Annotated in this window: 24 protein-coding genes; 17 read left to right on the top strand and 7 right to left on the bottom strand. The window is 67.3% G+C overall.

The window, feature by feature from the left end; genetic code table 11:
* Positions 1-121: 121 nt before the first annotated feature.
* Entirely contained in the window at positions 122-1,039 is a 918-nt protein-coding gene (locus E3T28_RS03790; RefSeq protein ID WP_134428100.1) for a TY-Chap2 family putative peptide chaperone, read from the top strand.
* 114 nt (positions 1,040-1,153) lie between these two features.
* On the opposite strand, the gene E3T28_RS03785 is transcribed toward E3T28_RS03790, so the two are convergent.
* Complete coding sequence (locus E3T28_RS03785; RefSeq protein ID WP_134428098.1) at positions 1,154-1,438, bottom strand: glutaredoxin family protein; 285 nt, start codon at positions 1,436-1,438, stop codon at positions 1,154-1,156.
* A gap of 172 nt (positions 1,439-1,610) precedes the next feature.
* Between E3T28_RS03785 and E3T28_RS03780 the strand changes: the two genes are divergently transcribed.
* From E3T28_RS03780 to E3T28_RS03770, 3 genes are all read left to right on the top strand, one after another.
* Positions 1,611-3,401 (top strand): GGDEF domain-containing protein, encoded by a 1,791-nt coding sequence (locus E3T28_RS03780; RefSeq protein WP_134428096.1) that lies wholly within the window; start codon positions 1,611-1,613, stop codon positions 3,399-3,401.
* A 95-nt stretch (positions 3,402-3,496) separates the two neighbouring features.
* On the top strand, positions 3,497-4,300 hold the full coding sequence (locus tag E3T28_RS03775; RefSeq protein WP_166786914.1) for a nuclease-related domain-containing protein: 804 nt from the start codon (positions 3,497-3,499) through the stop codon (positions 4,298-4,300).
* 340 nt (positions 4,301-4,640) lie between these two features.
* Entirely contained in the window at positions 4,641-6,209 is a 1,569-nt protein-coding gene (locus E3T28_RS03770) for an ADP-ribosylglycohydrolase family protein (protein WP_198417146.1), read from the top strand.
* A 144-nt stretch (positions 6,210-6,353) separates the two neighbouring features.
* On the opposite strand, the gene E3T28_RS03765 is transcribed toward E3T28_RS03770, so the two are convergent.
* Positions 6,354-6,551, bottom strand: coding sequence for a hypothetical protein (locus tag E3T28_RS03765; RefSeq protein WP_134428093.1), 198 nt, complete (start codon positions 6,549-6,551; stop codon positions 6,354-6,356).
* Between E3T28_RS03765 and E3T28_RS17545 the strand changes: the two genes are divergently transcribed.
* Entirely contained in the window at positions 6,550-6,681 is a 132-nt protein-coding gene (locus E3T28_RS17545) for a hypothetical protein (protein ID WP_277613357.1), read from the top strand. The genes E3T28_RS03765 and E3T28_RS17545 overlap by 2 nt on opposite strands.
* An 83-nt stretch (positions 6,682-6,764) precedes the next feature.
* On the opposite strand, the gene E3T28_RS03760 is transcribed toward E3T28_RS17545, so the two are convergent.
* Together E3T28_RS03760 and E3T28_RS03755 are read right to left on the bottom strand one after the other, a co-directional pair.
* Positions 6,765-7,277 carry a PTS sugar transporter subunit IIA gene (locus tag E3T28_RS03760; protein ID WP_241979147.1) on the bottom strand — a complete coding sequence of 171 codons (513 nt, stop codon included), beginning with the start codon at positions 7,275-7,277 and terminating at the stop codon, positions 6,765-6,767.
* Positions 7,274-7,546 carry a PTS sugar transporter subunit IIB gene (locus E3T28_RS03755; protein WP_134428091.1) on the bottom strand — a complete coding sequence of 91 codons (273 nt, stop codon included), beginning with the start codon at positions 7,544-7,546 and terminating at the stop codon, positions 7,274-7,276. Before E3T28_RS03755 ends, E3T28_RS03760 begins: the two co-directional genes overlap by 4 nt.
* 171 nt (positions 7,547-7,717) lie before the next feature.
* Here E3T28_RS03755 and E3T28_RS17540 point away from each other — a divergent pair, with 171 nt between their 5' ends.
* The 4 genes from E3T28_RS17540 (at position 7,718) to nagA (ending at position 11,805) form a co-directional block, all read left to right on the top strand.
* Positions 7,718-8,467, top strand: a complete 750-nt coding sequence (locus E3T28_RS17540) for a GntR family transcriptional regulator (RefSeq protein ID WP_277613356.1) — start codon at positions 7,718-7,720, stop codon at positions 8,465-8,467.
* A gap of 62 nt (positions 8,468-8,529) precedes the next feature.
* Positions 8,530-9,774 (top strand): PTS transporter subunit EIIC, encoded by a 1,245-nt coding sequence (locus E3T28_RS03745; protein ID WP_134428089.1) that lies wholly within the window; start codon positions 8,530-8,532, stop codon positions 9,772-9,774.
* 124 nt (positions 9,775-9,898) lie between these two features.
* The gene (locus E3T28_RS03740) at positions 9,899-10,684 is read left to right on the top strand and encodes a glucosamine-6-phosphate deaminase (RefSeq protein ID WP_134428087.1); all 786 of its coding nucleotides are present in this window, start codon (positions 9,899-9,901) and stop codon (positions 10,682-10,684) included.
* Complete coding sequence (gene nagA / locus E3T28_RS03735; RefSeq protein WP_134428085.1) at positions 10,684-11,805, top strand: N-acetylglucosamine-6-phosphate deacetylase; 1,122 nt, start codon at positions 10,684-10,686, stop codon at positions 11,803-11,805. Before E3T28_RS03740 ends, nagA begins: the two co-directional genes overlap by 1 nt.
* A 202-nt stretch (positions 11,806-12,007) precedes the next feature.
* On the opposite strand, the gene E3T28_RS03730 is transcribed toward nagA, so the two are convergent.
* Entirely contained in the window at positions 12,008-12,637 is a 630-nt protein-coding gene (locus E3T28_RS03730) for a LysE/ArgO family amino acid transporter (RefSeq protein WP_134428083.1), read from the bottom strand.
* Between the two features lie 72 nt (positions 12,638-12,709).
* Here E3T28_RS03730 and E3T28_RS03725 point away from each other — a divergent pair, with 72 nt between their 5' ends.
* Both E3T28_RS03725 and E3T28_RS03720 read left to right on the top strand, forming a co-directional pair.
* On the top strand, positions 12,710-13,723 hold the full coding sequence (locus tag E3T28_RS03725) for a LysR family transcriptional regulator ArgP (protein WP_134428081.1): 1,014 nt from the start codon (positions 12,710-12,712) through the stop codon (positions 13,721-13,723).
* A 111-nt stretch (positions 13,724-13,834) separates the two neighbouring features.
* Positions 13,835-14,311, top strand: coding sequence for an OsmC family protein (locus E3T28_RS03720; RefSeq protein ID WP_134428079.1), 477 nt, complete (start codon positions 13,835-13,837; stop codon positions 14,309-14,311).
* Between the two features lie 28 nt (positions 14,312-14,339).
* Here E3T28_RS03720 and E3T28_RS03715 read toward each other — a convergent pair whose 3' ends face one another.
* Positions 14,340-15,365, bottom strand: a complete 1,026-nt coding sequence (locus tag E3T28_RS03715; RefSeq protein ID WP_134428077.1) for an NYN domain-containing protein — start codon at positions 15,363-15,365, stop codon at positions 14,340-14,342.
* Positions 15,366-15,565: 200 nt separating this feature from the next.
* On the opposite strand from E3T28_RS03715, the gene E3T28_RS03710 reads away from it, so the two are divergent.
* Positions 15,566-16,855, top strand: coding sequence for an HNH endonuclease (locus E3T28_RS03710; RefSeq protein WP_166786913.1), 1,290 nt, complete (start codon positions 15,566-15,568; stop codon positions 16,853-16,855).
* Between the two features lie 345 nt (positions 16,856-17,200).
* On the top strand, positions 17,201-17,590 hold the full coding sequence (locus E3T28_RS03700; protein WP_134428071.1) for a nuclear transport factor 2 family protein: 390 nt from the start codon (positions 17,201-17,203) through the stop codon (positions 17,588-17,590).
* 183 nt (positions 17,591-17,773) lie between these two features.
* Here E3T28_RS03700 and E3T28_RS03695 read toward each other — a convergent pair whose 3' ends face one another.
* Positions 17,774-18,577, bottom strand: a complete 804-nt coding sequence (locus tag E3T28_RS03695; protein ID WP_198417145.1) for an ice-binding family protein — start codon at positions 18,575-18,577, stop codon at positions 17,774-17,776.
* A 773-nt stretch (positions 18,578-19,350) separates the two neighbouring features.
* On the opposite strand from E3T28_RS03695, the gene E3T28_RS03690 reads away from it, so the two are divergent.
* The 4 genes from E3T28_RS03690 (at position 19,351) to E3T28_RS03675 (ending at position 23,907) form a co-directional block, all read left to right on the top strand.
* A complete protein-coding gene (locus E3T28_RS03690) occupies positions 19,351-19,803 on the top strand; it encodes a hypothetical protein (RefSeq protein ID WP_134428069.1) in 453 nt (150 codons plus the stop codon).
* Between the two features lie 358 nt (positions 19,804-20,161).
* The gene (locus E3T28_RS03685) at positions 20,162-20,512 is read left to right on the top strand and encodes a hypothetical protein (RefSeq protein WP_134428067.1); all 351 of its coding nucleotides are present in this window, start codon (positions 20,162-20,164) and stop codon (positions 20,510-20,512) included.
* A gap of 28 nt (positions 20,513-20,540) precedes the next feature.
* Complete coding sequence (locus E3T28_RS03680; RefSeq protein ID WP_134428066.1) at positions 20,541-23,276, top strand: UvrD-helicase domain-containing protein; 2,736 nt, start codon at positions 20,541-20,543, stop codon at positions 23,274-23,276.
* A 127-nt stretch (positions 23,277-23,403) separates the two neighbouring features.
* Complete coding sequence (locus tag E3T28_RS03675) at positions 23,404-23,907, top strand: cupin domain-containing protein (RefSeq protein ID WP_134428064.1); 504 nt, start codon at positions 23,404-23,406, stop codon at positions 23,905-23,907.
* Positions 23,908-24,337: the final 430 nt, after the last annotated feature.

Here is a 24,337-nt window from a genome sequence, read left to right as displayed (position 1 = left end):
CGGGAGTAGCCCACCTGTGCAGGAGCGCCGCCCACCGTCGGCCTCGAATGGGGAGTTTCGCGCGAGGCCCAGATCGACGATGATGTACCGGCAGAGCCGAATCGAGTGGAGGGACGCGATTATGAGTGACGCAGAGTCAAACGATTCCAGCGAGAACTTCCGGCCCCAAGGCGACAACGGCGGCACGAACGGCGGCACCGACCACGCGACGAACGGCGCCACCGACCACGCGACGAACGGCGGCACCGACGGCGGCACCGACGGCGGCGACACCAATGCCGAGAGTGACCTCTATTCGGAGGACGACGGTGAAGTCGACGGCTACGAGGTGTACAACCCGCCGGCGGACCGCTTCCTCACCGCCCAGATGTGGTGGATCGCGAGCGAACTGGTGCGGCGGCATCCGCATCTCCGCATCTCCGGGGTGGAGGTCGACGAGGCCGACCGTCTGCTGATCGTGCACGACGAGCAAGACGGCATGAGCGTGCAGTGGGACCTCGAGGGCGGCTGCAAGTTCCTGGTCGACGGGGTCGTCAACAAGATCAGCTGGATCCAGATGCTGGCCGCGCTCAGCCCGCACGCGATCGTCAAGCGCATCGAGGTGGCGACCGGGCTCGGCATTCCGAAGGTCACACCGGCCACGTCCGCCCGGGCGCTGACCTACCGGGTGATCGCCAGCGCGCTGGCCACCGCGACCAATGACCGCTACGAGTGGTACGCGGTTCCGGCGCCGATGCTGCACGACGAAGATCCGGAGGACCCCGGATGCGAGTACTTCCGCGACTTCCCCTCCACCGTGCGGGCGCGGGCCGAGTATGTCGCGATGACCCTCGAAGAGTTCGAGTCCGGCGGCCGCAGTGTGTACTTCTTCCAGCCGTTCTGGGCGCTGCTCTGCGACCTCGAGCCGATCGCCATCTTCGACTCCGCCGGAGTGGTGCACACGGCATCCGGCGCCACGCCGCTGATGCCCCTGTATGACGAGCTCGACCGCAAGCTCGCGCTCGTGACGGCGCGCGTGCTGGGAGACTACTTCCCCTGACCCGCGCGAGTCGGGCTGCGTGGCTCGCGAGCCGCGCTGACCCGCACGAGCCGGGCTGCGTGGCGCGGCGCGCGAGCCGGCCAGAGCGCGCCGGGCCGCGGGGAGTTCGGCCTGCTAGCGGATGCTGCCGAGCTGGGTGAGCTTCGCGTGCAGGATCGAGTCGCTGGGCTCCACCACATGGGTGCCGTCCGGGAACAGGATCACCGGGATCTGGGTGCGGCCGCTGATCGCGTGGGCGCGGTCGGCGCCGTTCTCCACCAGCAGGAGGTCAACGTAGTCGTAGTCGACCTCGAGTGTGTCGAGCAGTTTCTTCGAGCGGCGGCAGTCGCCGCACCACTCCGCCCCGAACATGGTGAGGCGCTGGGCGTCGGACACGGGAGAGGAGGCAAGGTCGGTCATCCGATCATCCTAGGTCGGCACCCTGATGAGCCGCGACGGATGCCCGCTCCAGCCGATCAGCGTGCGCCTCGTTTTGGGGCGGCGGCCCCTCTTCGCCGCGCTCCAGAACCCGGTTTTTGCGGCGGGCCGACTGCTACATTCGGTCTAAGCGGAAACAGTTGGGGGACTGAATATGCAGTCAGACCAGGACGCCGCACACGACCTAGGGGAAAAACCGGCCATCGACCTGCCACCACCAGCAGCGCCTCAGGCAGCTTCGGAAGCGCCAGAACCAGCGCTCGAACCAGCGCCAGAACCAGCGCTCGAACCCTCGATTGACGAGCTGCTCGCCGAGTGCGAGCGCTCCAGCGCCGGCGGGCGCCATCTCGACGGTGTCGCGCAGGCCGAGGCGGTGCTGGCCCGGGCGGGCGCGACGCTGCTGCAGCAGGCGCAGGCGCGGGGAATCCTGGCGCTGCACCGGCTGCGACTGGGCGACTACGAGGCATCCGTTCACCAGGGACTGTTGGCGCTGGACTTCTTGAACGGCACCGATGACCTGCTTCGGCAGTCCAAGGTGCACTGCACCCTGACGCTGGCCTACAGCGATACCGGGCTCTACGAGCCGGCGCTGCGTCACGCGCTCGCGGCGCTGGAGACCGCCCGCGGCAGCGGCAGCGCACTGGCCGAATTCTGGGCGCTCAGCCGTTCGTCAATGGTGCACGAGGGCATGGGCGAGGCCGAGCGGGGTCTCGAGCTGGGGCGGCAGGCGCTGGCCCTGGCGCGCACGATCGATGACCCCGAGGCGAGCTTCGTGGGGCTCAACAACCTCGGCGACAGCCTTCTGGAGCTCGCACAGGCGCAGAAAGCGCAGAACGCCCAGGCGCAGAACTCCCAGCCGCAGAACTCCCAGGCGCAGAACGCGCAGATGAGCCTGAATCAGGCCCTCCTGCTCGTGCGGGAGGCCGTGGCCGTGGCCCACGCCCAGCGGCACAACTTCTACGAGAGCATCGCCCGCACCAACCTGGTCAGTATCCTGATCGAACTCGGCGAGCACGAGGAGGCCCGCGAGCAGGCCGGCCGGTCCCGCCGCCTGGCGAAGGCGCACGGGTTCCGCAGCCTTGAGGAGAACAACGACGCTCAGCTGGCCGAAGTGGCCCGAGCCGAGGGTGACATCGACGGCGCCACGGCGATGATGAATGCCCAGCTGCTGGTCGCTGCCCTCGACGACGACCCGGCCCTGCACATCAAGCTGCAGCAGGCACTGTTCGAAATGCACAAGGAGTGCGGCCGGTTCGAGCAGGCGCTCGAGCACGTCGAGATCCTGCACGCCCTGATTCTCAAGCGCACGACCGACACGGCCGGCATCCAGTCCCAGATGCTGATCAACACCTTGGGGATCGAGCAGGCGCGCCACGATGCGGAGCGGTCGCAGCTCGACGCGGCGCGGCTGCGCATCCGTGCCGACGATCTGGACGTGCAGGCGAACACCGACCCGCTGACCCGGCTGCCCAACCGCCGGGCCCTCGACCGCCGGCTGCCGCGCCTGATGGGCCGCTCCCGCGACACCCGGCAATCGATCTGCGTGGCGATGATCGACATGGACCACTTCAAGCGGGTCAATGACGAGCACGGACACGCCACGGGCGACCAGGTCTTGAACGCCATGGCGGGCCTGCTGCGCGCCGTCACCCGGGACAGCGACATGGCCGTGCGCGTGGGCGGTGAGGAGTTTCTGCTCGTTTTCGCCGACACCTCCCTCGAGTGTGCCGAGCAGGCCTGCGAGCGCCTGCTGTCCTCTGTGCGCGGCCACCACTGGGAGGCTCTGGCACCCGGTCTGGCCTGCACCGTGAGCGTCGGTCTCGCCGAACTGGCCCCCGGCGAGACCGTGGCGGGCTGGCTGGCGCGCGCCGACGCAGCCCTGTACCAGGCCAAGGATTCCGGCCGGGATCAGCTCGTCACGGGCGCGGTGCTGTCGGCGGTGTGAACCGGCCTACGGATGCCCCGGCCGGTCTCCGGCCCTCCCGCACCCGCTAGATTTGTCCCGGGGACAGGGGAAACATGACGACGAAGGCACCCACCATGGGGGATCAGCACGCCGCCCGATCGGTGATCGAGGAGCTGCTCCGGCAGCAGAGCACCACCCCGAAGCGCACCGGCCTCGGCCGGTTCTTCGGCGTCTCGCCGCTCGGCCTCGACAGCGTCAGCTGGTATCTCGGAGCGAAGGGCGAGCTCGCTGTGGGCCAGATTCTCGCCACCCTGCCGCCCGAGTGGACGGCCTTCCACGCCGTGCCGATCGGCAAGAAGGGCGCGGACATCGACCATGTCGTCATCGGCCCCGGCGGCCTCTTCACCCTCAACACGAAGAACCACCGTGGCAAGGGCGTCTGGGTGGCCGGCACCACGCTGATGATCTCGGGGCACCGGGTGCCGCACCTGCGCAACGCCGAGCACGAGGCCGATCGGGTCACCAGGCTGCTCCGAGAACGGATGCCACGCCTCGCCGCCGCGCAGCCCGTCATCGCGCTCGTCGACCCGAAGTCCCTGACCATCAAGAAGACGCCCGAACGGGTGAAGGTCATCACCGCCGCCGGTCTGCGGCGGTGGCTCCTCGCCCAGCCCCTGGTGTTCGGTGCGGCCGAACTGGCCGAGGTCGCCGCGATCATCGACGACCCGGCCACCTGGCCGACCCCCGTCTTCCCGCCGACGGAGCAGCCGCTGGCCGTGTTCCGGGCCCTCGACGCCGAGGTGCGCCAGGCGCACGCGCGCAGCACACTGTGGAAGCTGAGCGGCATCGGCGCCTCGGCCGCCGCCGCGCTGATGGTGGTTCCGCCGCTGCTGACCGTGCTGATCAACGCCTACCTCGGCGGGGTCGACACCCCCTGACGAGTCGCTCCTGCCGGGGTGCCGGGTCCGGCGTCGAACGAATTCGACGGAGATTTTCGTGCTGGAGCCGGTTTTGGGTGCTTTTTCGGGGCTATAAGGCACTTTTCGAAAAAATCTCCGTCGAATTCGTTCGGGCCGTAGAGGCCGCCGGGCCGCAGGCCGACAGCGGGTGAGTCACTGCCCCGTGCCCCTCCCTGCCCCTCGAACGAGGCGGCGACGGAGACAGCGTTTCGCCCGTAGGCTCATTCCGGGGGCGTGAGCCTCGGCGGGGCCCGGAAACGGGCGTGCCAGAGCCGGACTTCACGGACTGCACCACTGCACGATCGCACGGGGGAAACGCTTGAAACTGACGTCCGCACAACTGGACCGCGCCGCCGGCGTACTGCTGGGCATGGCCTGCGGTGATGCCCTCGGCGCCGGCTACGAGTTCGACCCGCCGCTCGCGAGCGACGCCTCGGTCACGATGAAGGGCGGCGGCGGGTTCGATTGGGCCCCCGGCGAGTGGACCGACGACACCTCCATGGCCGTGCCGATCGTGAACGCGATCGCGGCCGGCCACGACCTCCGCGACGAGGCCGTGCTCGACGAGATCGTGGCTGCCTGGGCCCTGTGGGCCCGCACGGCACCCGACGTGGGCAACCAACTGCGCGCGGTGCTGTCTCGAACCGAGCCCACGGCATCCGCGGTGCGTGTCGTCGCCCGCGCCCACCACGACCGGCACGGCCGCAGCGGCGGCAACGGTTCGCTCATGCGCACGGCTCCGGTCGCGCTCGCCTACCTCGACGACCCGGTGGCACTCGCCGCCGTCGCCCGCACGATCAGCACCCTCACCCACTTCGAAACGGATGCCGGCGACGCCTGCGTGCTCTGGTGCCTGGCCATCCGGCACGCGGTGCTTGAAGGCACCCTCGACGTCCGGGTGGGCTTGGACGCCCTGCCCGCCGACCGTCGCGCGCTCTGGGAGGCGCGCTTCGTCGTGGCCGAGGCCGGCGTTCCGTCGGACTTCAGCCGGAACGGCTGGGTCGTGGAGGCTCTGCAGGCGGCCTGGTCGGCGATCGTCCAGCCGCGGAGCGCGTCCGGCGGTGCGTCCGCCGCGGGCACCGTCTCCGCCACCCCCGCCGGGCACCTGCAGGACGCCCTCGAGATCGCCGTGCGCGGCGGCCGCGACACCGATACGGTCGCCGCGATCGCGGGCGGGTTGCTCGGGGCGCGCTACGGTGCATCCGCGGTCCCCGCCGCCTGGCGCCGTATCGTGCACGGTTGGCCGGACGGCCTGCGCGCCGACGAGCTCGTGCGCCGCGGTGTGCTGGCCGCCCGCGCGGACGGTGGGCGGTCCCGCCGCAACCCGGCCGTGCTCGACCGTCGAGCGCGCAAGGACCGGCTCGCGACCACCTGGCCCACCGCCGACCACCTTGCCTACGCCAGCTCCGGCCACATCTCGACCCTGGTTCGGCACCCGCACGATGACGGCGTCTGGCTCGGCGCGGTCGGAATCCTTGACGATCTCCCGGCCGAGATCGACGCCGTCGTGTCGCTCTGCCGGGTCGGTCGCAGCCAGGTGCCTGAGCGCATCCGGGTCGAGAATCGGGTCGCGGTCTGGCTGGTCGACGAGGTCGATCCGCGCGCCAATCCCAACCTGACGTTCGTGCTCGAGGACACGGTCGACGCGATTGCGGCGCTGCGGGCGGAGGGTCGCACCGTGTTCGTGCATTGCGTGCAGGCGATCAGCCGCACGCCCACGGTCGGCGCGCTCTACGCCGCCCGGCACCGAGGTGTGCCGATCGAGCAGGCGCTGCGCGAGTTGACGGATGCCCTCCCGCACGCCAGTCCGAACGCCGCGTTCGTGCGCGAGCTGGTCCCGCGGCCGCTGCCCGCGCCGCGGCCCGGAGCCCTGGCCATACAGCCCTGAGCCCTGCCGCACAGCCCGGAGCCCTGCCGCACAGCCCGGAGCCCGTCTGTCGGGGCACCAGCGGCCATGCACCGATGCCGGCTGACCGCACGTACTTCTTCGATGACGTGAGCGGGGACTTGTGAGTCAGCGGGGTCTTCTCAGTCAGCCTGATTTGAGTTGATGCGGTCGCGCCAGCACCACGAATTCCCAGTCGGATGCGCCGGCGCGCGCCGCAGCATCCGTCACCACCCGCTCGGGCCTGAGCTTCGCGGGGGTGCTGCACTCCGAATGGATCAAGTTGTAAAGCCTGCGGTCGACCGACTGGTCGTTCGCTCTCGTAATCGTGGTGTCGGTGGGCATGGCGGCGCTACTGTCTCTGTCCACCCAGTGGGATCAGTCCGGCGTTCCGCTTGCACCGGAAAGCGTGATCGGCTGGGTCGCGGTCAGCGGCGTGGTCGGGGCATTGCTGCTGGAGCGGCGCGACGCGTAGGGCGCCTCAGGCCGAACACCGCGAGAACCCCGACCCCATCGGAATGACGAGGTCGGGGTTCTCGCTTCAGGGGGAGCTGCTGCTCAGCGGGTGACCGTCAGGAAGACGTCGCCTGACTCGAGTTGCGCGCCGGCCGTGACGGCATCCGCCAGAGTGATGTTCTCCAGCTTCTGCTCGAGGATGATCACAGGCACGATCGGGTTGCGGCCGGTGGCCTCGATGGCCGTCACGTCCCAAGTGACGATGACGTCACCGGCGGAGACGTGGTCGCCCTGCGTCGCGCGCAGGGTGAAGCCCTCGCCGTGCAGTTCGACGGTGTCGATGCCCAGGTGCACGAGCACGCCCAGGCCGTCGGGGGAGACGATCACGAAGGCGTGCGGGAACACCTTGAGCAGCTTGCCGCTGATCGGGGCGATGGCGTCGACCATCCCGCGGGGCGGGTCGATCGCGGCGCCTGGGCCCACAATGGCCTGGGCGAAGGTGGGATCCGGCACCTCGCCGAGCGCCACGGCGCGTCCGGGAACCGGGGATAGAACGACCACCGGAGCGACCACCGGAGCAACCTCAGTGGTGCTCACCGGCACGGTCGGGCTCACAGCAGGTCCTCGATGTCCTCGGCCAGATTGTCGGCCTCGGGGCCCACAACGACCTGAATGATCGTGCCGGAACGGAAGACTCCATGCGCCCCGGCGGCCTTGAGTGCCGCCTCGTTCACGACCGCCGGGTCGGTCACCTCGGTGCGCAGCCGGGTGATGCACGCCTCGATTTCCACGATGTTGTCTTTTCCGCCGAGGGCGGCCAGGATCTGCGCGGCTTTGCTAGTCATCTTCTCTTCCTTCTGTGGTGGGCACTGCGACGGGCTCATCGACTGCGGTTCTTTCACGGGCCCGTACTGCTCGCGGGATTGACAAGTGGGGTGTTGTGCCATCATGATCGAACTATTGGATCGTACCAGTACGAACCACTGAGCGGAAGTGGTACGAAGCAAGTGCGGTCTGAAGTGGGCCGGAACGATCGGCGACGGAGAGGAAACGCCATGAGACGGACCCAGGACGAGAGTTCAATGCTCGCAACCGGGCCAGTGTCCAAGCAAACGCAGTTGCGAGCGATCCTGCAGGAGCTGATCGAGAAGACCCTGGCGCCGCACGCCGCGATCCCGCCCGAGCGGAAGCTGATGGCGAAGTACGGCGTGAGTCGATCGACGGTGCGTGAGGCCATCCGTCAGCTCGTCGAGGAGGGTCTGCTCTATCGCATCCAGGGCAAGGGCACCTTCGTGGCGGGCGAGCGCGTGCAGAGCGATCTACACCTGGCCTCCTTCACCGAGGACATGCGCCGGCGCGGCCTCGTGCCCGCCACGCTCCTGCTCTCCACCTCTCTGATCGAGGCCCCGCTCGATGTGCGGGCGGCCCTCGGCCTTGGCGCGGGCGCCCGGGTGCAGGTCGTCGAACGCCTCCGGCTGGCCGGTGGCACCCCGATGGCCCTCGAGTGTGGCTACTATCCGGCGGAGCTGTTGCCGAATCTGGGCGAGCACGACCTGACCCGCTCCCTCTACGCGACTTTCGCGACCGAATACGGGCTGCGCATCGACAACGCCGAGCAGGCGGTGTGGGCGGATGCTGCGGGTCCCGAGATCGCCGAGACGTTGGGTGTCACCGCGGGGGCGCCGCTCATCGTCTTTCGACGCACTTCGTCGGCCGGGTCGGCCGCCGTCGAGTACGTCACCTCGTGGTACCGCGGAGATCGCTACCAGATCCACATGACCCTGAAGCTCCAGCACCAGCTGTGACTTTCGGCCCGGCATCGGGCCCCACCCATCACACCCATCACACCCATCACAGGAGGAAATCCATGTCCAGCATCACCGTAGACGCCGGGACGCGACGAAAAATACCGGGCCTCGGCCAGGCTCAACGAGTCGGCCGCAGCCTTATGCTGCCCATCGCGGCGTTGCCCGCCGCCGGGCTGCTTCTCCGCATCGGTCAGCCTGACCTGCTCGGCGGCATCCCGGGCTTCGAGACGGGCGGGGCCGTCATCGCCTCCGCCGGCGGGGCTCTGTTCGGTGCCCTCCCGCTGCTCTTCGCGGTGGGCGTAGCGATCGGCTTCGCGAAGAAGTCCGACGGCTCGACCGCCCTCGCGGCCGTGGTCGGTTATCTCGTCTTCTCCAAGGTCGGTGAGGCGATGTCGCCTCTCGTGCTGGGGTTGCCGGCCAAGGGTGACCCCCAGGTTCTCGTCGATTACAGCGTGCTCGGCGGCATCCTGATGGGTATCGTCTCGGCCGTCCTTTGGCAGAAATACCATCGCATCTCCCTGCCGAGCTATCTCGCATTCTTCGGCGGCCGTCGCTTCGTCCCGATCATCACGGCAGTGGTGGCGCTCGTCCTCGGTGTCCTCCTCAGCTTCGTGTATCCGGCCTTCGCCGGCGGATTGACCGCCTTCGGCGATGTCGTCACCTCCAATGACATCTGGGGTGGTTTCCTCTACGGCACCACCAACCGGCTGCTCATCCCCGTTGGGCTGCACCACATCCTCAACTCCGTGGTCTGGTTCGTGATCGGCGACTACAACGGCGCCAGCGGCGACATCGCCCGGTTCTTCGCCGGCGACCCCACCGCGGGCTCCTTCATGACCGGGTTCTTCCCGATCATGATGTTCGCACTGCCGGCCGGCGCCCTGGCCATCTGGCACGAGGCGAAGCCCTCCCAGAAGAAAATCGTCGGCGGCATCATGCTCTCCGGTGCCCTCACGGCCATGCTCACCGGCGTCACCGAGCCCCTCGAGTTCTCGTTCATGTTCGTGGCCTTCCCCTTGTTCGTCATCCACGCGTTCCTGACCGGAACGTCGCTGGCCCTGGTGAACGCGCTGGGCATCCGCGACGGCTTCAGCTTCAGCGCGGGGCTGTTCGACTACGTGCTCAACTTCGGGCTTGCCGAGAAGCCGCTGCTGCTCATCCCGATCGGTCTGGCGTACGGCGCGATCTACTACTTCCTGTTCCGCTTCGTGATTCGCAAGTGGAACCTGAAGACCCCTGGCCGGGGCGACGACGAGGTGCCCGACGCCAGCGCGCCGGACTCCGCCTCCTCGACATCGGTCTAGCACCGGTCCAGTCCCACTCGTTCATCCCGCACGGATGCCGGGGGTCACCGGTACAGCACCGCTGACCCCCGGCAGGCACGAGAAGCGCATCACCTGTACACAATCCAGAATCTGGAGCTCGAAATTGGCTGAAGTAGTTTTTGTAAAGAGCGAGGCGGCGGCGGGAACGCTCGCCGCGGCATCCATTCGGGCACTTGTCGCCCGGAAGCCCGACGCCGTGTTGGGGCTGGCCACCGGCTCGACCCCACTCTCGGTGTATGCGGCGCTCGCCGCCTCCCTGGCCGAGAACCCGATTGATGTCTCCCGGGTGCGCGGCTTCGCACTGGACGAATACGTCGGCTTGCCCGCCGACCACCCGGAGAGCTACCGCTCGGTGATCACCCGGGACGCCGTCGTGCCGATCGGTCTCACCCCCGGGAACATTCAGGTGCCGAACGGCGACCTCGCCACGATCGAGACCGCGGGCCTCGACTACGAGGCCGCCATTCGCGCCGCCGGCGGCATCGACGTGCAGATTCTCGGCATCGGCCGCACCGGGCACGTCGGGTTCAACGAGCCGGGCTCGTCGTTCGCGTCGATCACGCGCATCAAGACCCTTGCTGAGAAGACCCGCGTTGACAACGCGCGGTTCTTCGCATCCCCCGATGACGTGCCGATCCACTGCATAACGCAGGGTCTGGGCACCATTTTGCGGGCTCGGCACCTTGTTCTGCTGGCCTTCGGAGAGGAGAAAGCGGAGGCAATCGCCGCCGCCGTCGAGGGGCCGATCACGTCGAGCAAACCGGGATCCGTCATCCAGCTGCACCCGCATGTAACGGTCATAGTCGACGAGGCCGCCGCCTCCCGGCTCGAGAACCTCGCGTACTACACGTACGCCTGGGCCAACAAGCACGCCTGGCAGGGGATCTGATGCTCGTCGCTGCCGGCTCCCTGATCGCGCCCGATGCGGTGCACAGCCCGGGTTGGGTGGACATCCGTTCGGGGCTGATCGTGGGTTGCGGGGCGGGGGAACCGCCCCGCAAGCCTGACCACGTCTTCGCGCAGAGCACCCTGGCGCCCGGGTACGTCGACATCCACACCCACGGCGGGGGCGGCAGCAGCTTCAACGACGTCGACACCGACGCTGCCGTGGCGCGGATCACCGCGACCCACCTGGCCCACGGCACCACCACGATGATGGCCAGTCTCGTCACCGCTCCACTGGACGAGTTCGAGCGCGCCGTGGCGGCCCTGGCCGGGCTGGTCGAAGAGGGAGTGCTGGCCGGAATCCACCTGGAGGGGCCGTGGCTGAGCCCAGTCCACCGGGGGGCCCACGACGAGAGCCTGTTACGCGAGCCCGACGCCGAGACCGTCGATCGGCTGATGCGGGCCGGGCGCGGCTGTGTGCGCATGGTCACCATCGCGCCGGAACTGGAGGGCGGACTCGCCGCCGTGACGCAGATCGTGGGCTTCGGGGCCGTGGCCGCAATCGGGCACACCGACGCGAACTACGACATGACCCGGCAGGCGATCGCAGCCGGGGCCACGGCCGGCACACACGTGTTCAACGCGATGCGGCAGATCCACCACCGCGAGCCCGGGCCGGCGCTCGCCCTGCTGGAAGACCCGACGGTCTTCGCCGAGCTCATCGCCGACGGCGTGCACCTGCACCCGGCCATAGTGCGGTTCATCATCGAGAGCCCGTCGCGGCCCGTATTCGTCACGGATGCCATGGCCGCCGCCGGCGCGGACGAGGGCGATTACAAGCTCGGCGCTCTCGCCGTGAGCGTCGTGGACGGCCAGGCGCGCCTGGCCGACGGCACGATCGCCGGCAGTGTGCTGACCCTGAGCGCGGCCGTGCGCTACGCCGTGCACACCGCCGGTGTACCGCTGGCCGTTGCGGTGCGGGCCGCAACCCAGAACCCGGCCGATCTGATCGGTCTCCCCGACCGTGGGCGGATCGCAGCAGGCCACCGCGCCGACCTGATCGTGCTCGACGCGGAGCTGCAGGTCACTGCCACCATGCAGGCCGGGGTGTGGTGCGCGGAGTAGGGCACTCCTCGCGCCCTCTTCCGTGCCCGGCCCCAAACGAATTCGACGGAGATTTTCGGTAGAACGTGCCCAGAAGTGCCATTTTGGGGCTGTGGAGCTAAAATCTCCGTCGAATTCGTTCGCAGGATCCGGGGTGGCTGAGCAGATATGCCTTGCCGTGGTCGGCCCCCGAAACGGATGGCGGGCCTCTCAACGGATGCCGCTACACCCCGAATGCCATCCGCGCCCCGAGCGACAGCATGACTACGGCGATGAAACCGTCGAGGATGCGCCACGAACGCGGGCGGGCGAAGAACCGCCGCAGATGGCGGGCCCCGAATCCGAGGCTGAAGAACCACACGAAACTGCCCGTGATCGCCCCGGCGCCCCACCACCAGCGGGCGGACTCGCCCTGCTGGTTGGCGACCGATCCGAGGAAGATCAGGGTGTCCAGGTAGACGTGCGGGTTCAGCCAGGTGAGTGCGAGCATGGTCGCCACCGCGACCCTGGTGCTGATCGGGATCGGCGAGGCGTTCGCCACCAGGGCCCCCGGTTTGAATGCCCGCACGGCGGCGAACAGTCCGTAGGCCAGCAGGAAGGCGGCCCCCACGATGCGGATCACGATCAGCGCCACTGGGGTCTGTTCCACGAGCAGTCCGATGCCGAGGATCCCCGCGAAGATGAGCGCGGCATCCGAAACCGAACAGATCAGCACCGCCGGCAGGATGGTGCGGGTGCGCCCCTCGATTCCGAGCCGCAGAACGTAGGCGTTCTGCGCGCCGATCGCCACGATCAGGGCGAGCCCGGTTCCAAAGCCGAGGAGCGCGGGAAGAAGGGTGGTGGCGAGGTCCATGATGGCAAATTTAGGAGACGTGTCGTATGTAGTACAGCTAAAGTTTCGTAGCATACCTAAGCGAGGCTAATCATGGCATTCCAGTTGGACCACCTGCATACCCTGGTCGCGCTCGTCGAAGAGGGCACGTTCGAGGCGGCGGCGCAGCGGCTGCGGCTGACGGCATCCGCTGTCTCGCAACGGGTCAAGGCCATGGAACAGGCGGCGGGTCAGGTGCTGATCCAGCGGGTGAACCCGGTTGTGCCCACCATCGCCGGTGACGTGGTGCTGCGGCATGCGCGTCAGGTGCAGTTGCTTGAGAGCGACCTGGCCACCGAGCTGGGCGCGGGCCTGCAGACCGGCGGCCGTACCTCACTGGCGTTGGCGGTCAACGCCGATTCCCTGGGCACCTGGTTCCTCGATGCGCTCGTCGCCGTGCCCGCCGACAGCGGCGTGGTCTTCGACATCTACCGCGAAGACCAGGAGCACACCACCTCGCTGCTGCGTTCGGGCACCGTGATGGCTGCGGTCACCTCGACGGCGGAGGCGGTGCAGGGGTGCAGCTCGGCGCGGCTGGGCTCGATGCGCTACCGGGCTGTGGCCAGCCCCCGGTTCGTCGAGGCCTGGCTGGGTGGCACCGCCGACCCGTCCGGTCCAGGCCTCGCCAAGCCAGGCCTCGCCGAGCCAGGCCTCGCCAAGCCAGGCCTCGCCAAGCCAGGCCTCGCCGAGCCAGGCCTCGCCGAGCCAGGCCTCGCCAAGCCAGGCCTCGCCGGGCTCGACACCGCCCCGATGGTCAACTTCGACCGTCGCGACGACCTGCAGCACCGGTTCCTGCGCGGCATCGGCGGGCGGGCCACGGATGTCCCGCGTCACCACATCCCCACCTCCGCCGACTTCGCCCGTGCGGTGGTGCTCGGCCTGGGCTGGGGGCTGCTGCCCGAGCAGCAGTGCCTCACGGAACTCGGCGACGGCCGGCTCGTGGAACTGGCGCCGGGACATCCGATCAATGTGGTGCTCTACTGGCAGCGCTGGAACATCTCCTCGCGGCTGCTAGACCAGGTGACGGATGCCGTGGGCCGAGTCGCCGCGGCCAGTCTTCACCCGTAGGCGCTCGCCCGCGGCACACGAGCGCGTTTCTCCGTGCTTCATGGGAGTAGCCTGAAAGAGCGCTGGCGGTCTCGCTGAGGGCGGCAGGGCACTTCTCAGAGGAGAGAAAACATGTCTGTCAAGCCACTCAAGGTCACCGTCACCGGAACCTCGGAATCGCCGACTAAGCTCGCCGTTTCCGTGCGGGATTTCTCGTTCATCATCGACGAGCCCGCCATGTTCGGAGGTGAGGATGCCGGTCCTAACCCGGTCGAATACGCCTTGGCCTCCCTCGCCGGCTGCATGAATGTCGTCATCCACCTCGTCGCCACGGAGCAGGGCGTTGACCTGCGGTCGTTGCGGCTCACGGTCAAGGGCGAGCTAGACCCCTCGCGGTTGATGGCGCTGCCCACCGAGAACCGAGCGGGATTCGCGGGCATCGAGCTCATCGCCGAATTCGATTCGGATTCCAGCACAGCGCAACTCGACGAGGTGCTCCGACTGGCCGGGCTTCGCTGTCCGGTCTCGGACAACCTGGGAAACGCAACGCCCGTGATCGTGCGGCTCGCTGCCCCGGCTGAGCTGGAGGCAGCCCTCGTCGTCGGGTAGCGACGGAGGCTGCGGCCTGGCCCCGCCGCTACCGCACCTTGAGCAGGATCGGCGCGGTGGGGCTCGCCTGCTGGAGTTCGACAGTCTGGTGCCTCGACTTGAGGAACTCCGAGAACTGAGTGAAGCCCAGCGCACGCTCCTGGAACGTCGGGTCCAGCTGCTGCATCGTGCTTTTCAGCGTGGCGGCATGTTGCCATTCCAGGTCGTTCGCACCGAGGTCTTCCATGGCGCGCAGGAGCAGCGCCGTCGCCGCTTTCCTGGCCTTCGGGCTGGGATCGACATCGAGCGCCGCCGCAGCAGACCCGGCGGGCTTGGCGATCGGGGGTTTCTTCGGCGACGCCTTTTTCTTCGCAGCGGGTTTGGCAACGGATGCCGTGACACCCGCCGCCGTCTTCGCCGCCGGCGTGGTCGAAGCCGCAGATTGGGCGACGGATGCCGTTTTCACCGTGGCCGCCTTCGTCACGATTGCAGCCACAGGAGCGACCGCCGCCACCCCCGGCAGTGAGTCATAGTCAACAAACCTGTCGCAGGCCGCGGCGAGCGCGCTGCTCGTCGCGCCGGACACCCCGATGCCGACTACAACGCGGCCCAGCTGCTTGCAGCGCTGCACGAGCGGGATGTAGTCGGAGTCGCCGGCGACGATCACGATGTGGCTGAGGTCATCCAGCCGGAACAGGTGTTCCATCACATCGATGGTCAGAGCGATGTCGGCGCCGTTCTTCAGCGTCGCCACGGTCGGGAACAGCTGGGTGAGGTTGACGGCGCGATCAACGAGATGCCGCCGGTGGCGCGCATTGACCGGCGCCGACCAGTCCGCGTAGGCACGGCTGACCGCGATCGGCCCGAGGGTCGCCGCGTAGTCCAGGATCGCCCCGACGTCGACAATGGCCTGCTGGATGCGCAGGGTGACCTCGGCCCCGGGCGTGAACGACACGCGGCTGCGAACCTTGTCCCGGGTGAAGGCGCCGTCGCCGTGCAACTGGTTGTAGCGCGAGATGACGATGTTGTCGAAGTCGAGATAGACGCCGACTCGGGGCTGAGACTGCTCAGACATACGGATGCTCCTCCAGGGTCGATCTCCAAGACGAGCGTCGTGCAGGTCCCCCGGTTACAGCATCGCGGAAAGTCGGGCGGGCATGCAAACCCCCGTGCGGGATCCGCTGTCCGGTCCTCCACAAAACGAGTTTGACCAGCTTATTCACACCCCTGAGAAACCCTCGGGGAATGTCAGTGGTACCCCGTAACGTGAGTGCCATGACTACCTCGGTGAGCACCTCCCAGTCGCAGCTCGGCTCGCGTTTCGACGAGATCGCCGCCGTCGACCGGGGTCTCGCGCGGGGCTTCGCCCAGCGGGCCGAGATGATCGACGAGGCCCGCCGGTTCAGCGAGACGAGTGCCGCGAGCACTCCCCGCCGACCGGGCTCCCGGTGGGAGCCCGACGAGATCGCCCGGCGCGAATTCTCCAGCGAACTCGCCTGCACCCTGCGCATCCCGGAACCCACGGCCGTGAGCCTGATCGCCGAGTCCCGGGCCCTGGCCGAAGACCTTCCCGGCACCCGGGCAGCGCTCGAGGCCGGGGAGATCAGCTACCGGCACGCTCAGGTGCTGATCGGTCAGGCCTGCTCGGTGCCCGAAGCGGCGCTGCCCGACTTCGAGGAGGCACTGCTGCCGTCCGCACGCACCCAGACGGCGGCCAAGCTCAAGCACAAGGCCCGCGTGCTCCGCGAGCGGCTGCACCCGGAGTCGATCACCGCCCGGCGGAAGAAATCCTTCGCCGAGCGCACCTCCTATATCCAGGCCGAACCCGACGGCATGGCGACCCTGACCCTGACCACGAGCGCCGACACGGTGCACGCCATCTTCGCCCGGGCGAACGACGCCGCCCGCAGTCTGATGGGGCCGGGGGAGCAGCGTACCCTCACCCAGGTGCGCACCGACGTGATCAGCGACCTGCTGGTCGACGGTGTGACCCCGTCCGGCATCGGCAAGGGCGTGCGTGCCACGGTTCAGATCACCGTCCCGGTGATGACCCTCCTCGGCCACAGTGAAGAACCCGGCTACCTCGAGGGCTACGGGCCGATCGATCCCGACACGGCCCGCGACCTGGCCTCGCGAGCGCCGAGCTTCACGCGCATCCTGGTGCATCCCGAGACCGGAGTCGTGCTCTCGGTCGGACGCGAACGCTACAAGGTGCCCAAAGCGCTCCGACGGTTCCTCCGATTACGCGACGAAACCTGCCGTTTCGCCGGCTGCAACCAACCCGCTCGCACCGCCGACCTCGACCATACCCATGAGTGGCAAGATTTCGGCCAGACCGCCCACGACAACCTGGCCCATCTCTGCCCGGGCTGTCACGCGCTGAAGTCCGAGACCGGGTGGACGGTGAAACAGGAACCCGGCGGCATCCTCACCTGGCATTCACCCACCGGGCGTCCCTTCGTGACGGAGCCGGCCACCCCGATCGCCCCGCCGGGTGATCCATCGGCTCCTTCCCGAACGGCGAGACCCGCCCGGCCACCGCTGCCCGACGACGCCCCGTTCTGACCAGTCCCGTTCTGACCAGTCCCGTTCTGACCAGTCCCGTTCTGACCAGTCCCGTTCTGACCAGTCCCATTCTGACCAGTCCCGCTCCGACCAGTCCCGCTCCGACCAGTCCCGCTCCGACCAGCACGGATGCCCGACCGCTCCCAGTGGTGATACCTCGCCGCGATCGGTCGGGTCGGGTTGGGTCGGGTCGGGTCGCGTCGCGTTGGCCGGGAGCGCCCGAGCCTAGTTCGGAGGCGCAGCCTGGGCGCACTCCTTGAAGCACTGCCCGTCGCTGGTTACGCTCGCACAGATTCATCGCACGAGCCCGGTGGGCTCGCAGGGTGCACGAGGAGGCAGGTTCCAATGAGCGACACAGTGACACTCGAAGTGCTGCAGGGCTTTCTGGATGCCTTCAATCGGCATGACCTGAACGCCGTCATGGGCTACTTCGCCGACGATTGCGTCTTCTACATGCCCAGGGGTGCCAGGCCGCGCGGCGATAGGTTCGTGGGCAAGGAAGCGGTCAGGGCCGGGCTCGAGAAGAGGTTCGAGGGCATCCCCGACGTGCACTACGGCGACGACCGGCACTGGGTGTGCACCGACGGCGTCAACAACGGCGGTGTGTCCGAGTGGACGCTGACCGGCACCTCGACCGCTGGTCAGCAGATCGAGGTTCGGGGGATCGACCTGCTCGAGTTCGACCACGATGGCAGGATCACCCGCAAGGATTCCTTCTGGAAGATCGTGGAGTGATGCCAACGGCGCGTTGCCAGTGTCGTGTCCACGAGCCCGGTGAACCGGGCCGAGTAGGTCGCAGAAGGCGGCGGGGGTGAAGGCCGCTAGAACCACCTGATTGTGGCCGCACGGGGCGAGTGCAGCCGGGAGGGCTGACACAGGTGTCCGGTGCGGCCACGATTTGGCGGCGCGGAGTGCTGGCTACAGCGCGGGCTGGGTGACCGTGTTCATCTGCAGGGTGACGGCGGTCTGCGAGAGCAGGCGACCGTTGACCGTCGCGCCGGTCTTCACCGCGATGAGCGACTTGGAGAGCACGACGCCCTCGAAGTGCGCCGCCGTGCCGATCGACACGGAGCCGGCGGTCTGCCAGAACACGTTCTTCGCCTGTACGCCACCGGCGAGGGTGACCTGCTTGGCGCCAGCCTCGCTGATGTTGCCCGCGACCTGGAAGATGAACACGTCGTTCGGGCCACCGGTCAGGGTGACGTCGCTCGAGATGGTGACTCCGGTGTTCCACTGGTAGAGGCCCGGGTTCAGGGTGAGGCCGCCGATCTCACCGGCGCCCAAGTCGATTGCGTCGGCCTGATCGCGGCTGACGGCATCCTGGTAGGCGATGCCCATATCGCCGACGACGGTGGTCAGGTAGGCCGGGTCGGTGACCGCGCAGGCCGGGCCGGCGGCGTCGACCGTGTAGATGATGCCGGTCTGCACTTCGCCGCAGCTCAGGTGGATGGCGGCACCCGTGATCGGGCTTGCGCCGACGTTTCCGTTGACGGCCGACGCGTAGACATCCGTCACACCAGTCTGGGAAAGAATGGCGAAGGTGCCGGCGGAGCCGAGCGCGATCGGCGCGCGCACGGACCCGGTGGGCACGGCTGCCGACGCCGGGGTGGCGCCCGCGGTGGCGAGGCCGGCCGTGCCGACGCCTGCGATGGCGACTGCGAAAAGCATTGCCGGCAGCCAGCGACGGATTCCGGAGTGTGGTTTCTGAGTGAAAGTGGACATGGTGATTGCCTTTCCCGTGAGACACATCCGCGAGCGCGGACGCGAGGGCAGGGCCGCTGAACATGGCGGTCCCCGGAACGATGGCCGGGTTTCGCTCACTGGCGGAAGTGTGCCGGGAATGCACCTCTCCAGCCGCGCAGGAATGACGGGCATCGCGCACGAGAAAGTGCGCCCCACTGAGCTGGAATCCAACGAATCGAATCTGTCTAACCCCAGACTAGGGGCAATAACTGCGCCCCCGGACACGGCGCGTGGCGTTCAGATGAATAGCTCGCGTCGCTGAAGAGTCACGTGCCACTGAGGGAGAATATCTCATTGACCAGCCGCTGCAGCGACCCTGCAGCGACGCGAACCCCTCGGGCTTGCGAGTCACCGTGGCTTCATCCAAGTAAACGTCCCGGCGAATCTCGAGCATCACCGAACTCACCCGCGCATCGCCGCGGTAGTGCCTGAGCGGCACCTATGAGTAGTCATCGATTCTTCGACGGCGGCGTGCCCGTTCTGGGGCTGCAGTCAGCGGCGCCACGCCCGCTAGATTCGACCCGGGTAAATCGGGGGATCTTTCCGCTGGTACCTGGGCGCCGTGGGCGAGATCGCCGTCGGTCAGGTCCTCGCGACCCTACCCGACGAATGGGGGAGATCGATTGTCAAACAGAGACATAAATACGCCGCGGCAGTCAGGGCGACGGGTTATTGAGGGCGCTCTCGTTTTGTGCCTGATCCTCCCACTTTCGGCGTGCTCAGGCCCGCGCCCGGATATCCGAGAGGAGGCCATGTTCGAGGCTCGGATCACCATAGAGAAGGTTTCCGCCCTCTCCGTCGAAAGCGCCATTGGCCACAACCTCGACAGCTACTTGGCTGCGGTGTCCACAGGAGACGTCTGGCCCAAGCCGGTGTTCGACACAATCCGCGAGGACACAGATGAACAGACCCCCGCCTGGGCTCGCGGAGCGGCGTTCGGCGCGGTAGTCGATCGATCAGGGTCCTATCCGAAGGTCCTGGTTAGCTACGCCGCATCGGGGCAAAGCTCCACCGGAAGTGGATTCAACTCGAGGGTCGCCGACGTGTTGGTCTGCGTCAGCATCCAGGTCGAATTTGTGGGCGACCGGGTTGACGTATTTATGCCGCCGTCTATCGCTGCCGTGGAATGCCCCGCCGACGTAAAAAAGTACTTTGGCGGAAACGAAGTGGTCACGCTTGAGGAAGTGTTCGCGGCATCACCATGACGTTGGCGGCGGCCCAAAGTCACCGACGTTAATTGGCGCCAACCGGCATGGGGCCGTCGAGGCTCCATAGTGGGGTGCGCTGTACGGAACGGAGAAGCCGGGCAGTTCCTTCATAAGTTGATTGCAGAGCGCGTTGATCACACGCACCTGCGGCTCGTCTATTCGGGTCATCTGGTCGTCGTGAAATGCTCGGCCATCCGTCGGGTGATGTCTGAAGCCTAGATGTGACGGTGCATCTCTCCCAGAAGCGGATCGCCCCCAACTGGGGACAGTTGGGCCCGTCGCAGGCATTCTGGGCGATGTCGGCGGACCTAGGCTGACATTAGAAATGATCGTCAAACAGTTGGGGGACTGAAGAATGAGCCCGGATTCTTTTGGAGCGCTGCTATTCGCCTACGTCGGGATCATGGTGATGACGGTGTTTTTGCCGTTCGTGGCGTCGTTCCTCTTGGACGGCGTTGTTCAGGTGCTGCGGGGCAATGGTTTGAAGTTCTTCCTTGCCGCTCTCGGCCTGACCGTGCTCTTCGCGCTCGCCGGGTACCTTCTCTGGCAGTACGGGATCAACAACCCGCCTTTGCCGTCGTCGACCCTGGTGAGCATGGGGACCATGGCGCAAATGCTGCTGGCATTTTCGACAGCCCTGGCCCTGGTCGCGTTTGTGAGTCGCACGGCCAAACTCCTCTGGAAAACTCGGCGAGCTGCAGCGTGATGGTCTGTTCCGCCCAGCACGGCCACCCGTGAGCGACTCTTCCGCAGCGCAAACCTGGCGCCCATCAGCCCTCGGCAAGCGGGTCACCAAGTCCCGGGACTGGCGACTGACCCTGACCGGCCCCGAGCTCACGATCATCGTCTACGGTGAGCCTGTCGCCCGCGACATCGGCTCGTTCGGCGGGCTGACCGTGACGCCGGGTCGGCTCTGGTCACACCTCGTACTGGAGCACCCGGATCGTCGTTTCCGGTTCCGCGGGATCCCGAACCGGCGTGCGGCATCCTTCTCTACCGCCTTCACAGCGGCGCAGGCCGAGGCCGCGCACGCGCTCAAGCTGCTGCAGCTCGTCGACGAATTCGACCAGGCCACCAACCAAGTGCGGCTCTTCACCGAAGCGCTCGCCACCGCCGTCGCCGTGCAGCTCAAGACGAACGGCTGGCTCACAACCGAGTTCTCCGCCTACTGGGCTGCGCGCAAAGCCGCCGTCGGCTTTGGCCAGCTGATCGACGACCCCGATCTCCAGCCACACATAAACGAGCTCTCCGCGGTGGCCCGTGAGACGGTCAAGATCTGGGGGGAGGACTTGCCCGCGTTCATCGTCGCCCAGAACGAGCGGCACCTTGCCGCCGAGCTCGACGACTGCCAGGACTTCTTCGACACCGTCGAGAAGTCACCGCTCACGCCCGAGCAGGCGCGCGCGGTCGTCTGCTTCGACAACCGGATGCTCGTCGTCGCCTCAGCCGGATCCGGCAAGACCTCGACGATGGTTGCCAAAGCCGGCTACGCGCTGCACCGCAACCTGATTCCTCCCGACAAGATCCTGATGCTGGCCTTCAACAATGCCGCGGCGAAGGAGCTGGGCGCGCGCACCCAGGAACGCCTGGCGCCGCTGGGGCTCGACGCCGACGGGGTCGTCGCTAAGACGTTCCACGCGTTCGGCCTGGAGATCATCGGGAAGGCCACCGGCCGAAAGCCGTTGCTGGCGCCCTGGCTCGAGGGTGGGGGAGACATCAAGCAGCTGGGGCGGATCGTCGACGGGTTGCGCGCCGCCGACCCCGGCTTCCGCACACAGTGGGATTTCTTCCGGGCAGTGCTCGCTCGTGACTACCTCGACTTGGACGGGGAAGCAGACGACAGCGCGAGCCGTGAGGCATCCGTTTTCCGAACGGCTCAGGGCGAGGTCGTGAAGAGCGCGGCGGAGCGGATGATCGCTGACTGGCTGTACTTCCACACCGTCGACTACATCTATGAGAAGCCCTACCGAATGGACACCGTTGATCCCGAGCACGGTCAGTATCGACCCGACTTCTACTACCCGAAGATCGACGTCTACCACGAGCATCTGGCACTCGATGCTGACGGCCAGTCTCCCTTCGACGGCTATCTGGACAGTCTCCAGTGGAAGCGAGGCTTGCACCGGGAGCACGGCACCACGCTCATCGAGACGACGATGTCTGAGCTGTGGAGCGGAGCGGGACTCCACAACCTGGCTCAGGAACTTACCCAACGCGGCATCCAGCTGCACCCGAATCCCGCCCGGATCATCGCGACCCAGACGCCCACCGAGAACGCGCGCCTGCTCGGCACCTTCCGGAGTTTCCTCACCCACGCGAAGAGCAATCGGCTAAGCGACGACCAGCTCCGCGAACGCCTCGAGGAACTCACCGAAGGGCAGGTGCGCTTCCGCGACGCCGCGTTCCTGCGCCTGTTCGCCCCGATTCGGCGCGAGTGGGACAAGCAGCTCGCCGCGGAGGGCTGCATTGACTTCGAGGACATGCTCAACCTCTCGGCCGAGCATTTGGAGGCCGGCGACTGGGAGAGCCCCTACGAGCTGGTCATGGTCGACGAGTTCCAGGACGCCAGCCACGCGCGGGCCCGGCTCGCCCGCGCCCTCGTGGCCAAGCCCGGGCGCCACCTGTTCGCCGTCGGTGACGACTGGCAGAGCATCAACCGGTTCGCCGGCGCCGACCTGTCGGTAATGACCCATTTTGAGCACCTGTTCGGGCCGAGCGAGGTGCTGAGGCTGGAACGCACATTCCGGTTTCCGCAATCGATAGCGGATGTCTCCAGCAAGTTCGTGCTGCAGAACCCCAGCCAGCTGGTCAAGAGGGTCGTGTCCTCGACCGCGGAATTCCCGCCGACGATCAGTGCCGTCTCGGTCGACACCGACACGGCCGTGAAGGCGGCCATCCACCACCGGCTGAAAGCGCTGCACACCCAGATCTCCCGGGGCAGAATCCCTCAGCCGGTGGGCGTCAAGGTCACCGTGTTCGTGCTGGGACGCTATCGCCACCAGAGCGACTACCTGCCGGACTGCCGCGACCTCAATGACCTGTTGGACGTGAAGTTCATGACCATCCACGCCTCCAAAGGCGCCGAGGCGGACTACATCGTCATCCCGAGCATGGTCTCGGGCAAGTGGGGCTTTCCGAGCACCATCCCGAACGACCCGGTGCTGCGTATCGCTATGCCCGCCGCCGAAGACTTCAAGCGGGCCGAGGAGCGGCGACTGTTCTATGTGGCCATGACCCGCGCCCGGCGGGGCGTGCTACTGTTCACCGTCAAGAACCGGGAGTCACCCTTCCTGATGGAACTGATCCGGGACAACGGGATCATGCGCACCAACGCTATCGGCGAGACTCTTGATTCCGTCGTCTGCCCCCGGTGCGGCCGTGCGTTCATGGTCGAGCGCACCAGCAAGCGCGGGCCGTTCCTGGGCTGCCGTCGGTATCCGCGGTGCAAGAGCACGCTCGCGCTGACGTGAGCCCGGCCGCGACGGGTCGTAAATGACCTCAACCGGGCTGCCATCCCGGTATCCAATTCCCTGGGGGCGGCCTAGCGTTCGAGCTGTCCGCGTCAACCCCGCAGTCCCCGCACTAGGAGGAGGAATCATGACCGCGAACCCAGCCGGGGTAGCCGGCATCCGCGTCGAGACTGCGCGCGACATCGAGGCGACCGGAGACCCCGGCGCTGTGGACCGGTACCTCATTGACAGTGCTGACTCGGGTGGAGCTATCGCGGTCGTGGAACACCTGCTGGCGCCGCGAACCCTCGCGGCACCGATCCACCGGCACAGCCGGGAAGACGAGTACAGTCTCGTGCTTGCCGGGCGGCTGGGCGTCTTCGAGGAGGGCGACGAAGTCGTTGCCTCGCCGGGTGACTTGGTCTTCAAGCCGAGGGGTCGCTGGCACACCTTCTGGAATGCCGGCGACGAGCCGCTGCGGGTGCTCGAACTGATCGTGCCGGGCGGAATCGAGCAGCTCTTCCGCCAGCTGGCCGAACTGGGTGGCGAGTACGACCCAAAGACGCTCCCGCAGCTGGCGGCTGGGTATGGCTGCGATGTGGACTTTGAGTCCAGCATGGCCCTGGTGCAGCGGCATAAGCTCGTGTTCTGAGGCGCTGGCGACCACGCACAGCGCAGGCGCACGATTCTCGCCCAGCCCCAGGTTGTCCCGGTTCGGGGCGTCGAAGATGGGTGCTTTGGACCCGGATTAACATGACGCCGAGTGGGGACGCCCGGCCGTGGGCTCGTAAACCTGACTCACCGAACAAGCTCAGGCCTTTATGCCAAGCTCTGGACGGAGAGCTCGCCGACAACCGCATCTCCCGCGGCCGAATGCGGGGTATCGCGCCGCATGACGTGACGTCGGTGAGGCCAACTGGGGCACTAGGCTGACGGCTGCAGCAAACGCAGGTCGCTCGACATGCCACGTGCCCCTAGTACTACAGTCGCGTTTATTTTTGGCTGTATCGGCGTTTTGATCGGATTTTTGCCCCGAATCCTGTTAATCATGACGGGTGAACGATGATATTTGGGTGGCAGAG

The sequence above is a fragment of the Cryobacterium sinapicolor genome, from assembly GCF_004403465.1.
GTDB lineage: Bacteria > Actinomycetota > Actinomycetes > Actinomycetales > Microbacteriaceae > Cryobacterium > Cryobacterium sinapicolor.
The sequence above is the reverse complement of the archived record's forward strand: the minus strand, read 5'-3'. Positions and strand labels throughout refer to the sequence as shown.